Genomic DNA, 12,784 nt, shown 5'->3' on the forward strand with positions numbered 1-12,784 from the left:
GGACGAACACGATGGACAAGCAGAAAAAGATCCTGGTGATCGGCGGCTTGGCGGCTCTGGTGCTGATCGGCGGCTGGCTGGCCGTTTCCCACGTGGCGACCAGCCGTGCCGAGGACAAGTTGTACGCCTTCCTGGACCGGTACCAACTGCGCGATGCCGTTCATTGGCAAAGCCTGTCGGCGTCACCGTTCGGGACAGCCACCTTGAAGGGAATCACGATTCGCCTCGGAGAAGGCCAGAACGCGGAGAAGGGGGCGATCGAACGCATCCACCTGTCCGATCTGGAGGACTCCGAGGATCGCAAGAGTGCCAGGGTCGAGGTGACGGGCATTGCCGGAGGCGATGGCCGCAGCCTCTTGAACCGGACGAGCCTGATCCAGGCCGCTGGCCGCGCCGATTTGCCGCCTTTTTCTCTGACGATGGATTGGCGCCTGGATCGCAAGGACGACACGGGTGCACTGCATTTCTCCCTGGAACAGCCCAAGGCGTTCGATGGGAAGTTCGATCTGGAACTGAGCCGTGTACGCGACCTGCTTCGGCTTGCTGATCGCCTGGCCCATGGGGGTGGAGACGATTTTCAGGAACTGGCTGGCGGTTTCGGATTCCTGGGCCCTTTGGGAGCGCTGGCGGTGGTCAGTCAGAAGATCCAGCAGATGGAGGTTCGTGCCGTGCGAGCCAGCATCCGGGATGAGGGCTATGGCGAGCGGTCCCGTGCGCTTGCCAAGCGGCATGACTTCGATGCGGCGCCGGGTGAAGGCTCGGCGGATGTGCAGCGCGAGCGGTGGTTCAAGGAAAAGATCGATGCGGGCCGGGCACAGTGCAAAAAGGACCCCGAGGCCGCGTTCGGCGGAGCGCCTCTGAGCCGCGACGACTGCCTGGCCTTGCTGGATTTCGTAACGGGGGAGTCTGCCAAGCTGACCGTGAAAATGGAACCCGCGCGTCCGGTTTCCCTGGAACAGCTATTGGAGGGAGGGTCCAGCCGCGATCCTTATCGTTCTATCCGTCTACTCGAAATGCGGCTGGATAATTAATGCGCATAGGCATCCCGCAAATCCGCACAGATCGCCTCGGCCGCGTCCACCAGGCGCGGTCCCGGCCGGTGCAACTGGTCGGGATCGACGGCATAGATGCGGTCCGCGAGGGCGGCGGGCAGGCCGTGCTGGGCCCACCAGGCGCGCCGGGCCGCCAGGGTTTCGCGGCCGTAGGGCGAGACGATCAGCACCTGCGGGTTCAGGTGCAGCACCGACTCCACGCTGACCTGCGGCGCGGCGATCGCGTGCGTGGCGTAGGGGTTGACGCCGCCGCAGCGCGCCAGCAGGTCGTTGGTCAGGGGGTCGCGGCCCAGGGTGTATAGCGGGTCGGCGCTGATCTCGATGAAGACGGTCTGCGGCGGGGGCGGCGCTGGCCGCAGGGCGCGGATGCGGCGCTCCAGGCCGCGCGCGGCGGCGTCGGCGGTGGCGCGGGTGCCCAGACGGTCGCCCAGGTCGCGGATCAGGGCCGGGATGTCGTCCAGCGATTTCGGATTGGCGTAGACCAGGGGCACGCCCAGAGGCGCCAGGCGCCGTTCCAGAGACCGCGTGCCGTCGGACGGCAGCCAGCCGACCACCAGGGTTGGGCGCAAGGTCAGGATGGTTTCCTCGCTGAACTGGATGCCGTCGCCGATGCGCGGGATGGCGCGCGCCTCGGGCGGGTAGTCGCTGCGCAGGACGGTGCCGACGATATCGGCACCGGCGCCGGCGGCGTAGACCAGCTCGGTGGCGTTGGGCGCCAGGGTGACGATGCGGGGCGGCGTGCCGTGCCGGACCGGACCGGTCGCAAGGGGCGCCGCGGCGGCAACGGGCACGGCAGCGGCCCCTGCGTAGGCGGCCCCGGCATCGGCAACTCCGGCATCGGCAGCCCCGGCATCGGCGATCCCGGCATCGACGGTCCCGGCATCCGCGGCCCCGGCCCGCGCAAGGTCCGGGCCGGCAACGGCCGCCCAGGCGGCGCACAGGCCCAGGCAGGCGGCGGCCGCCAGGCGCGGCAGGCGCCGCCGCGCTCCGGCCAAGCCGCCCGCCGTCCGCCGCCGCATGGCTACATCCGCCAGGACAGGTTCACGAACACGTTGGAGCCCGGCGTGTTGTAGCCGTCCACCCGCACGTAGTCCTTGTCCAGCACGTTGTTCCAGCGCACCTGCACGCCCAGCGACTTGCTGAAGTCGTAGGCGGCGGTCAGGTTGACCAGGGCATAGCCGCCCAGGCGGGTGCGGTTGGCGATGTCGGCGTAGCGGTTGCCGGTGTACTGGTATTCCGCGCCCAGCCGCAGGGCCTGGATGCGGTGCTCGACGCCCAGGTGGAAGACCTGGCGGGCGCGGTAGGGCAGCGCCGAGCCTTCGGCGGGCGTGAAGCCCTGGGCGGGCCGCGGGTCGTCGTTGCGCGGATCGAGGAAGTCGGCGCTGGCGCGCAGGGTGGTATCGCCGAAGTCGTGCTCCCCGGCCAGAGTCAGGCCGCGCAGGGTGGCCTGGGCGACGTTTTGCGGGGTCGTCCACCAGGTCACGGGGTCGGAGACGTTGACGATCAGGTCGCGCACCTTGTTCTGGTAGGCGGTCAGCCGCAGCAGGGTGCCGCCGCCCTGGTACTGGACGTGCGCCTCGATGTTGTGGGATTTTTCCGGCTTCAGGTCGGGATTCCCCTTGTAGAAGGCCGCGGGGTAGTCCTGGTACAGGTCGGCGAAGGTCGGGACGCGAAAGCCGGTGCTGCCGGCGATGCCGACCTGCCACGCCTCGCTCAGGTCCAGGTCCAGGCCCAGGCTGCCCGTGGTCTGGTTGCCGTGATCCGTGTAGTTGTCGTTGCGCACGCTGGCCTGCGTGTGCAGCCGGTCGAAGCCGCCCTTGTAGATCAGCGCCGCGCTGTTGACGTTGCGGTCCGTCCGGTCGTAGGAGAAGTCGCTGTTGACGCGTTCTTCCAGGCGTTCGGCCAGGATCGAGACGCGCTGGCCGGGCAGGACCTGCAGGTTGTTCTGCCACGACAGGGTGCGCTTCAGGCTCGAATGCACGAACGAGCCGTCGGTGGGACGGCGGTAGTCCAGGGAATCCCGCGTCCAGCCGAATCGCAGCACGCTTTCCCACCGGTCGGTGATCCGGTCCGTGCTGGTGAGGCGGTAGGCCTGCTGGCGCACGAGGTTGCGCACGTTGTCCTCGGTGGCGTAGGGGTAGTCGTCCTGCGTGCCGTCGGAATCGGCATGCAGGGTGCTGTCGTAGGCGGCCAGGCCGATGTGGTGGCCCGCGGCCCACTGGTAGCCCAGGGTGCCGGCCCAGCCGCGGCTGGCATAGCCGTCCTCGTCGGCGTAGTGTCCCCAGCTGTCGGTGGAACTGTTGTTGGCGAAATGCCGGCGCATGACGTCGAAGCCCTTGCTGCCCGCGGCGCTGGCGGAAAGGCTGTAGTCCCAGCCCGCGCTGGCGCCCGACAGTCCCAGGCTGGACTTGACCGTCTCGTAGGTGCCGTATCCCAGGTTGGCCCAGGCCGACAGCGGACGGTCCTGCGCGCCCTTTTTCGTGATGATGTTGACCACGCCGCCGATGGCGTCCGAGCCGTACAGGCTGCTGGCGGCGCCGCGCAGGATCTCGACGCGTTCGACCAGGGCCGGGTCGATGGATTCCAGCCGGGTTCCGCCCGACAGCAGTTCCGTGGCCCGCATGCCGTCGATCAGCACGAGCGTCTGGCTGGGATTGGCGCCGCGCAGGTAGAGGCCGCTGACGGTCTGCGGCCCGCCGGTGGTCGTGAACTGCACGCCCGGGGCGCGGCCGATGATTTCGGCGAGGCCGTCGCCGCGTGCGCGGGCGAGCGTGTCCTGGCCGATGACGGTGACGTCGCCCACCGCGTCGGCCAGCGGCTCGGGGCTGCGGCTGGCGGTGACGACGATGTCCCGCAGCGTCGGCACGGCGGCGTCGGTGGCGGTGGCGGTGGATTGGGCCGTGGCGGCCAGGGGAAGCAGACAGCAGGCGGCCGCGAGGCGGCGCGGGATGGAAGCAGACATGACGAGGCCCTGTTTGGCGCGCGTCCCCGCACGCCGGCATTGAAAAACGCCCGTGGGCCGCGTTCCGCCATGGAGGGCGGGATGCCGGGGCCGCGCCGGGCGGGATCAGGTATCGAAGCAGGCCGGTATCGGGCTGGCATGGAGGCATGCGCACCGTTGCGGGGGCAGCACAGCTGGGCTCGCGGGCGAGCCGTCTGTTTCCCGTTTGAATACGCCGCACGGGTGGCGCGGCGCATACCTGTTTCGCCGCGAACTATAGCATGCGGCTTCCGTAGGCAAGGGCGATGACCTTGCCGGGAACGCGGTCCGTCAGGCGCTCGTCGCCGCCGGGCGGCGCGCGCCGGACAGGATGTCCAGGACGCGGGCGATCAGGCTCTTGCGGGGCCGGCCCGCGCGGGCGGCGAGTTCCTGCGCCAGCATGCGCTCGAAGGTTTCGTTCACGGGGTAGTTGGAAAAGGGAACCAACATGCTGCGCTCCTTGCGTGTGTCTGCGTGCTTGCCTGTCTGCCTTTCGCAAGCCCGCAAGCAACTGGTGAAAACCCTTTATAGGGTTAACCCTAGTATAGCGAAAGAAGCGGGTCGGCGCCTGCTTTCTGGTTTATAACCTTGCGTTACACCATCATCATTCTGTTGCGCTCATGTTCCTCAAATCGCTCACCGGCCTGTTTTCCCTCACGTTGGCCGGTTTATCCTGCGCACAGGCGTACGAAGTCCACACGATCACGACACCCGCCGGGCAGCCGGCGTTCGAGCTGCGGTACTTCGATCCGGCCGACGGGCCCTTCGTGTCCGACAACGAGGGCACCCAGGTATCGACATGGGCCTGGTCGCCGCATCTGATCCAGCAGATCAATCAGGGGGTGCGCTACTGGGCCAGCCTGATCCAGCCCCAGGGCGCCTTGGAGCCGGCCGTCATCCATATCGGCACCTATGATGCATGGGCCAATGCCTTCGGCCTGTCTATCCTGGGCGATGGCGGGCGGAACCCGAAAACCGTGCTGCAGATGCGGCTGCAGGGCCTGCCGAGCAGCCCCGCCAGCATGGAGGACGGCTCGCACGCGGCCTTCGGCCTGGGGCCGTCCGTTTACCCCACCGTCACGCATTTCAGCCAGATCCCCTTGACGGGCAAGGACGATATCGTTTCGACCGCCATTCACGAACTGGGTCATGGCTTCGGCATCATCAGCTCGATCCGGAACACCGCGGGCACGCTGACGCCGGCCTTCGGCGACGTGCTGGGCGGGTGGGCGTCCCTGATGGTGGACGACAACGGCAACCCCGCGCGGCCGGGGCAGGTCATCCTGTGCCGGGGATGCCCCAACCCCGCAGCGTCCGATGTCTTCGACGTGCGCCAGGACAAGGGCATGCTGGTGGGCCCCCATATCGATGAAGTGCTGGCCGGCGGCCTGCCCGGCGTGCCGGTGGCCATGCTGAAGCACAAGGTCGACGGGACCGTCAGTGTGGATGACAACTACATGAGCCACATCGAGCTGAAGAACAGCATGATGAGCCACCAGAGCTACCGCAACTACACCGGCTTCATGGAAGCGGAGCTGGCGGTGCTGCAGGACCTGGGCTACACCATAGACCGGCGTAATTTCTTCGGGCGCTCGATCTACGGCAGCGGCCTGGATGTCGTCAACACGCAGGGCTATTCCGCCCGCAACGCCGAGGGCACCGCGTATCTGCCGGGCAGCTACAGCACGGCGCTGCTGGGCCTGGGCCTGCACGTCTATGGCAGCGGCAACCGGATCCGCCAGGCGGCCGACCTGCTGACGGCGGGAGAGGGCGGCGCCGGCATCCGGGTCGATGGCGAAGGCAATGCGCTGACGATCGATCCGGGCGTGCGCGTGCATGCCGACGGTTCGTCGGGGCAGGGGATTATGTTCGCCTACGGCAGGAACCATACCCTGGTCCAGCGCGGCGACGTCGAAGCCCTGGGCGAGCGCGGTGTCGGCCTGCGCTTCGATTTCGGTACCAACGTTTTTACCGCGGCGTTCGAGGACCGGGGCTCGTATATCCATGCCTCCGCCGAGGGCCCCTTGCCCCCGCTGCCGGAACTTGACGGCCCCCTGGTGACCCAGGCCGATATCTCCGGCCGGGTGGCGGGGCGAGAAGCCGCCATTTACATGTCGGCCAATGCTTACGTGGCACGCCTGAATCTGATGCAGGGCGCGCGCATCGAAGGCGATATCGTGTCTTTGTACGATCAGCAGGACGATCTGGGCGCCCAACGCCTGACGACCGTGTCCTTCGGCCAGCGCGCCGATGTGGCGGGCCGGGCCACGGGGCAGGCGGATGCGGATTTTCGCTTTGCCTATACGGGCAATATCCTGGGCGGGAAGAACCTGACGCTGACGTTTGACGGCGGCGATACCCGCTTGAACGGCCGCAACGAGGTATATGGTGCGGAGATCCGGCCGGGCGCCCGGCTCGGCGGCAATGCCACCTACACAATGACCGGGGGCGGCGCCTTGACCAATCAGGGGACGCTCGCGCCCGGCAACTCGCTGGGCCGGATCGACGTGATCGGCAATTATGCGCAGACGGCCAGCGGCACCTTGCAGGCCGAATTCGACGCCTCGGGCGCCTCGGACGTGCTGGCCGTCAGCGGGACGGCGACGCTGGCGGGCGGACTGGATCTGATGCCGATGGCCGGCTGGTACGCCGACGGCTGGTCCGCCACGGCGAGCCCCCTGCGGGCGGGCACCGTGGCCGGGGATTTCGACACGGTCGCGTTGTCGCCGGTTTCGCCCACCCTGCGGTTCGAGGCCGCCGGCCTGGGCGCCGGCCAGTATGACCTGAGCATGACGCGGCCGGCCGACGCCTATGGCCGCTACGGCGCCAGCGCCAACGATCTGCGCGCAGGGCGGGCCCTGTCGCAGCTGGCTGCGTTGGGGACGCCGGCGGTGCAGCCGCTGTTCCGCGGCCTGGATTTCTCCGCTCCGGATGGTCACGAAGTCGCGCAGGCGCTGGTGCAGGTGTCGCCCGCCCCCTACAGCACGGGGCTGGCGGCGTCGCTGCGGCGTGATCGCGCGGCGGCGGATGCGGCCCTGCGCAGCCTGGCGCCGGACGGTGCTCCGGCCGGTTCGGGATGGGCCGGCCATGCCGCCCTGTTCGGCGGCACGGGCAGGCAGGATGCCCGGGGCACGCTGGTGGGCGGCCGCGAGACCCTGTATGGGGTGGTGGCGGGCAGCAGCCGGCGGCTGGAGGCGGCCCCCGACGTCACGGTGGGCTTCAGCCTGGACCTGTCCGAGCAGAAGGTCAGCCTGCGGACTCCGTATCGGGGCGAGGCCAAGGCCACGGCCGTGGGGCTGGGCGCGCAGTGGCGCTACCGGCCCGATGCCGGGCGGGGCTGGACCGCGCAGAGCGCCGCGCGCCTGGGGGTGGAGCGCGGAACCATGGATCGCCAGGTGGCCTTTGCGGATTATTCCGCCCGCCACAAGGCGGACTGGACGGGCTACGGGGTGTCGGCCCAGGCCGAGGGCGGCTATCGGTTTGCCTTGACGGAATCGCTGTCGGCGGGGCCTTTCGTGTCGCTGGACTATGCGCGTCTGATGCGCCCCGGGGTGGATGAGTCCGGCGCCCAGGCGACGCGGCTGATGCTGGATCGCCTGCACGCCGATGCCTTGCGCTCGCGCCTGGGGATCGATGCCCGTACGGCATGGGATCTGGGCGGCGAGCGGGCGGTCTCGGCCCGGCTGCAGATCAGCTGGGACCGGGAATGGCTGGACCGGGACGTCAGCCAGACGGCGCGCTTCGACGCGCAGCCGGCCGTGTCGTTTGCCAGCGTCAACACCTGGGTGCCGCGCGACACGCTGGGACTGCGCGCGGGTCTGGACTGGCGGCGCGGCGAGCGGGTCTCCGTGGGCCTGGAGCTGGGCGGCCAGACGGGAGGCAGTTACCGGGCCATCGACGGGCAGCTCAAGCTGCGCTGGGCGTTCCGCTAGCGCACGTTGCCGCGCATCCGCGGCGGGGCCTGGTGTCGGCGATACAATGAAAGTTTGTCCATTGCCGCCCGGATCCCGCCGTGTCCTATCCCGCCTTGCCCTATCCCATCGAATCCTACACGCGCGGGGCCGAGTTCGTGCGCCTGCTGGGCCGGCGCATCGTGGTGCTGGACGGGGCCATGGGCACCATGATCCAGCGCTACAAGCTGACCGAGGCCGATTTCCGCGGCGAGCGCTTCGCCGGTCATGACCGCGACCTGAAGGGCGACAACGAACTCCTGTCGCTCGTGCGGCCCGACGTCATCCGGGAAATCCACCGGGCCTACCTGGACGCCGGGGCCGACGTGGTGGAAACCAACACCTTCGGCGCCACGCGGGTGGCCCAGGGCGACTACGGCCTGCCGGAGCTGGCCTACGAACTGAACGTGGCCTCGGCGCGGCTGGCGCGGGAAGCCTGCGACGCCGTGGCCACGCCCGACCATCCCCGCTTCGTGGCCGGCGCCGTCGGGCCGCAGCCCAAGACGGCGTCGCTGTCGCCGGACGTGAACGATCCGGGCGCGCGCAACGTCACCTTCGAGGAACTGCGCGCGGCCTACACCGAGCAGGTCAACGGCCTGATCGACGGCGGCGCGGACCTGCTGCTGATCGAGACCATCTTCGACACGCTGAACGCCAAGGCGGCCATCTTCGCCATCGAGACGATCTTCGAGGAACGCGGCATCCGCCTGCCGGTGATGATCTCGGGCACGGTGACCGACGCCTCCGGGCGCATCCTGTCGGGCCAGACGGTCGAGGCCTTCTGGAATTCCGTGCGCCACGCGCGCCCCGTCACCATCGGCCTGAACTGTGCGCTGGGCGCCGCGCTGATGCGCCCCTACGTCGCCGAGCTGTCCAAGATCTGCGACACCTACGTCTGCGTCTACCCCAATGCCGGCCTGCCCAATCCGATGGCCGAAACCGGCTTCGACGAGACGCCTTCCGACACCTCCGGCCTGCTGGAGGAATTCGCCCGGGCGGGGCTGGTGAACGTGGTGGGCGGCTGTTGCGGCACCACGCCCGAGCACATCCGCGCCATCGCCGAAAAGGTCCGCAGGCTGCCGCATCGCCAGCCGCCGGTCATCCCGGTCAAGACCCGCCTGTCCGGCCTGGAGCCGCTGAACTTCGACCGCGACACGCTGTTCGTCAACGTGGGCGAACGCACCAACGTCACCGGCAGCAAGATGTTCCTGCGCCTGATCCGCGAGGAAAAGTTCGACGAGGCGCTGTCCGTGGCGCGCCAGCAGGTGGAGAACGGCGCCCAGATCATCGACGTCAACATGGACGAGGGCATGCTCGACGCCCTGGCCATCATGCCGCGCTTCCTCAACCTGCTGGCGTCCGAGCCGGACATCTCGCGCGTGCCGGTGATGATCGACAGTTCCAAGTGGCCGGTGATCGAGGCCGGCCTGCGCTGCGTGCAGGGCAAGTGCGTGGTCAATTCGATTTCCATGAAGGAAGGCGAGGGCCCCTTCATCGAGCAGGCGAAGCTGTGCCGCAAGTACGGCGCGGCGGTGGTGGTCATGGCCTTCGACACCGACGGCCAAGCCGACACCCTGCAACGCCGCATCGACATCTGTTCCAGGGCCTACGACATCCTGGTGAACCAGGTGGGCTTCCCGCCCGAGGACATCATCTTCGATCCCAACGTCTTCGCCATCGCCACCGGCATCGACGAGCACAACCACTACGCCGTGGACTTCATCGAGGCCACCGGCTGGATCACGGAAAACCTGTCGCACGCGCGCGTGTCGGGCGGGATCTCCAACGTCAGCTTCTCCTTCCGCGGCAACGAGGCCATGCGCGAGGCCATCCACGCGGTCTTCCTGTATTACGCGGTGCGGCGCGGCCTGACCATGGGCATCGTCAACGCCGGCCAGCTGGGCGTGTATTCCGACCTGGACCCGCAGGTGCGCGACCTGGTCGAGGACGTGGTGCTCGACCGCCCCGACCCCGTCGGCAGGACCGACCCGGCCGACGAGCGCACGTCCACCGAGCGCCTGGTGGAACTGGCCGAGACCATCAAGGGCTCGGGCGCGAAGAAGGAAGAGGACCTGGCGTGGCGCGAAGGCCCGGTGCGCGAGCGCCTGACGCATTCGCTGGTGCACGGCATCACCACCTTCATCGTCGAGGACACCGAGGAAGTCCGCCAGGAAATCATGGCGGCGGGCGGGCGGCCCATCGAAGTCATCGAGGGTCCGCTGATGGACGGCATGAACGTGGTGGGCGACCTGTTCGGCTCGGGCAAGATGTTCCTGCCCCAGGTGGTGAAGTCCGCGCGCGTGATGAAGCAGGCCGTGGCGCACCTGCTGCCCTTCATCGAAGAGGAAAAGCGCCAGCTGGCCGATGCCGGCGGCGACGTGCGCTCCAAGGGCAAGCTGGTCATCGCCACGGTCAAGGGTGACGTGCACGACATCGGCAAGAACATCGTCACCGTCGTCCTGCAATGCAACAACTTCGAGGTCGAGAACATGGGCGTGATGGTGCCCTGCGCCAAGATCCTCGAAAAGGCCAAGGAAATCGGCGCCGACATGGTGGGCCTGTCGGGCCTGATCACGCCGAGCCTGGAGGAAATGGCCTACGTCGCCGCGGAAATGCAGCGCGACCCGTACTTCCGCGAGCGCAACGTCCCGCTGCTGGTGGGCGGAGCCACCACCAGCAAGGTCCACACGGCCGTGAAGATCGCGCCCAACTACGAAGGCCCGGTGATCTACGTGCCCGACGCCAGCCGTTCCGTGGGGGTGGCCACCAGCCTGATGTCCGACCAGGCCGAGACCTATCTCCAGAGCGTGGCCGACGAATACGAGCTGGTGCGCACGCGCCATGCCAACCGCCAGGCCGCGCCGATGCTGACGATCGAAGAAGCGCGCGCGCACAAGCCGGCGATCGACTGGTCGGACTACACGCCGCCCCGGCCTAAGTTCATCGGCCGGCGCACCTTCAAGCACTACGACCTGCACGAGATCCTGAACTTCCTGGACTGGACGCCGTTCTTTCAGTCCTGGGGCCTGATGGCGCAGTTCCCGGCCATCCTGACCGACGCGGTCGTGGGCGAGGAGGCCCGCAAGCTCTACGAGGACGGCCAGGCCATGATGAAGCGCATCGTCGAGGGCCGCTGGCTGACGGCCAACGGCATCGTCGCCTTCTACCCGGCCAACAGCGTCAACGACGACGACATCGAGATCTACCGCGACGAGACCCGCAGCGAGGTCCTGCTGACCTGGCGCGGCGTGCGCCAGCAGACGGCCAAGCGCGACGGGGTGGACAACAAGTGCCTGGCCGACTTCATCGCGCCCAGGGACTCGGGCGTGACCGACTACATCGGCCTGTTCGCGGTCACGGGGGGCATCGGCATCGAAAAATACGAAAAGCAGTTCCAGGACGCCGGCGACGACTATTCGGTGATCATGCTCAAGGCCCTGGCCGACCGCCTGGCCGAGGGCTTCGCCGAGACCCTGCACGCGCGGGTGCGCCGCGACCTGTGGGGCTACGTGCCCGACGAATCCCTGTCCAACGAGGCCATCATCGCCGAAAAGTACCAGGGCATCCGCCCGGCGCCCGGCTATCCGGCCTGTCCGGAACATATCGTCAAGCGCGAGATGTTCGACCTGCTGGACTGCGGCGAGATCGGCATGCAACTGACGGAGGGCTTCGCCATGATGCCGGCCTCCAGCGTCTGCGGCTTCTATCTCAGCCATCCGCGGTCGCAGTATTTCAACGTGGGCAACATCGGCGCCGACCAGGTGGCCGATTACGTGCGCCGCACCGGCCGCGACGAGGAAGACGTGCGCCGTACCCTGGCCAGCACGCTGCGCTGATGCGGACCGGGGCGTTTGCGGGCGAGTCCCCGCGCCGGGCGCATCTGGGGATCCGGACGGCCCGCGGCCTTGCCCGCCGTGCGGGCCGCGCCGCGCCGGCGGGCCGCCCGCCCGCCGCCGATCCGGAGCAAGGCCGTGCCGCGCGATGACGCGGCCCGGCGCCGGGAACTGGGCGCCTTCCTGCGCAGCGCCCGGGCGCGCGTCGCCCCGGCCGACCACGGCCTGCCGCCTGGTGTCCGGCGCCGCACGCCGGGCCTGCGGCGCGAGGAGATCGCCCAGCTGTGCGGCATCAGCACCACCTGGTACACCTGGATCGAGCAGGGGCGCGAGGTGTCCGTGTCCGTGGACGTCTGGTGCCGCCTGGCCGAGGCCCTGCGGCTGGCGCGTGCCGAGCGGCACTACCTGTTCAGCCTGGCCGAATGCGCCGACCCCGAGGCCGGCCGCCTGGATGCGATCGCCCTGCCCGAGGGCCTGCAGGATTGCGTCGACAGCATCCGCTGCCCGGCCTACGTGCTGGACCGGTGCTGGAACGTGCTGGCCTGCAACGCCGCCCTGCTGCGGCTGTTCGACGGCTGGCCGGCGCGCGGCCAGCCCAATCTGCTGCGCTACATCTTCCTCGACCCGGCGGCGCGCACGCTGGTGGTGGACTGGGAGGAGCGCGCCAGCCGGGTGGTGGCCGAGTTCCGCGCCGACGTGGCGGCGCTGGCGGGCGAATCCGACATCGCGGCGCTGGTGGCCGAGCTGCAGGCCGGCAGCCCGCTGTTCGCCCGGGCCTGGACGCGCCAGGTGGTGGTGGACCGGGAAGGCGGCCTGCGCGAATTCCAGCATCCGGCCGACGGCCGGATGCGCCTGCGGCAGTTCACCTTCCGGCTGGCGATCCGGCCCGACTGCAAGCTGGTGATGCTGCTTGATGAGCCCGGACATTGAATAGTGAACAGTCCCCGCGGGCCGCTCCGTGCCGGACGG

The 12,784-nt window shown here is 68.9% G+C and carries 7 protein-coding genes; 4 read left to right on the top strand and 3 right to left on the bottom strand.

Annotation, left to right across the window (positions count from 1 at the left end):
- Positions 1–11 precede the first annotated feature (11 nt).
- On the top strand, positions 12–1,031 hold the full coding sequence (locus tag HNR28_RS07280; RefSeq protein ID WP_151025274.1) for a hypothetical protein: 1,020 nt from the start codon (positions 12–14) through the stop codon (positions 1,029–1,031).
- On the opposite strand, the gene HNR28_RS07285 is transcribed toward HNR28_RS07280, so the two are convergent.
- From HNR28_RS07285 to HNR28_RS07295, 3 genes are all read right to left on the bottom strand, one after another.
- Positions 1,028–2,071, bottom strand: a complete 1,044-nt coding sequence (locus HNR28_RS07285) for a helical backbone metal receptor (protein ID WP_184142682.1) — start codon at positions 2,069–2,071, stop codon at positions 1,028–1,030. The two genes, HNR28_RS07280 and HNR28_RS07285, sit on opposite strands and share 4 nt — an antisense overlap.
- A 2-nt stretch (positions 2,072–2,073) precedes the next feature.
- Positions 2,074–4,014: a TonB-dependent receptor plug domain-containing protein gene (locus HNR28_RS07290; protein ID WP_151025335.1), complete on the bottom strand. Its 1,941-nt coding sequence runs from the start codon at positions 4,012–4,014 to the stop codon at positions 2,074–2,076.
- A 309-nt stretch (positions 4,015–4,323) separates the two neighbouring features.
- Positions 4,324–4,482, bottom strand: a complete 159-nt coding sequence (locus HNR28_RS07295; protein WP_158386227.1) for a hypothetical protein — start codon at positions 4,480–4,482, stop codon at positions 4,324–4,326.
- A 170-nt stretch (positions 4,483–4,652) separates the two neighbouring features.
- Between HNR28_RS07295 and HNR28_RS07300 the strand changes: the two genes are divergently transcribed.
- The 3 genes from HNR28_RS07300 to HNR28_RS07310 all read left to right on the top strand — a co-directional run bounded on the left by HNR28_RS07300 (position 4,653) and on the right by HNR28_RS07310 (position 12,745).
- The gene (locus tag HNR28_RS07300) at positions 4,653–7,964 is read left to right on the top strand and encodes an autotransporter outer membrane beta-barrel domain-containing protein (protein WP_151025336.1); all 3,312 of its coding nucleotides are present in this window, start codon (positions 4,653–4,655) and stop codon (positions 7,962–7,964) included.
- Positions 7,965–8,044: 80 nt separating this feature from the next.
- Positions 8,045–11,818: a methionine synthase gene (gene metH / locus HNR28_RS07305; protein ID WP_151025337.1), complete on the top strand. Its 3,774-nt coding sequence runs from the start codon at positions 8,045–8,047 to the stop codon at positions 11,816–11,818.
- Positions 11,819–11,953: 135 nt separating this feature from the next.
- Entirely contained in the window at positions 11,954–12,745 is a 792-nt protein-coding gene (locus tag HNR28_RS07310; RefSeq protein ID WP_043685701.1) for a helix-turn-helix transcriptional regulator, read from the top strand.
- Positions 12,746–12,784 lie beyond the last annotated feature (39 nt).

Source organism: Castellaniella defragrans (assembly GCF_014203015.1).
Lineage (GTDB): Bacteria > Pseudomonadota > Gammaproteobacteria > Burkholderiales > Burkholderiaceae_B > Castellaniella > Castellaniella defragrans.

Coding starts and splice junctions, on each gene's coding strand:
- HNR28_RS07300 (WP_151025336.1), top strand. CDS start 4,653: ATGTTCCTCAAATCGCTCACCGGCCTGTTTTCCCTCACGTTGGCCGGT.
- HNR28_RS07290 (WP_151025335.1), bottom strand. CDS start 4,014: ATGTCTGCTTCCATCCCGCGCCGCCTCGCGGCCGCCTGCTGTCTGCTT.
- HNR28_RS07280 (WP_151025274.1), top strand. CDS start 12: ATGGACAAGCAGAAAAAGATCCTGGTGATCGGCGGCTTGGCGGCTCTG.
- HNR28_RS07285 (WP_184142682.1), bottom strand. CDS start 2,071: ATGCGGCGGCGGACGGCGGGCGGCTTGGCCGGAGCGCGGCGGCGCCTG.
- HNR28_RS07295 (WP_158386227.1), bottom strand. CDS start 4,482: ATGTTGGTTCCCTTTTCCAACTACCCCGTGAACGAAACCTTCGAGCGC.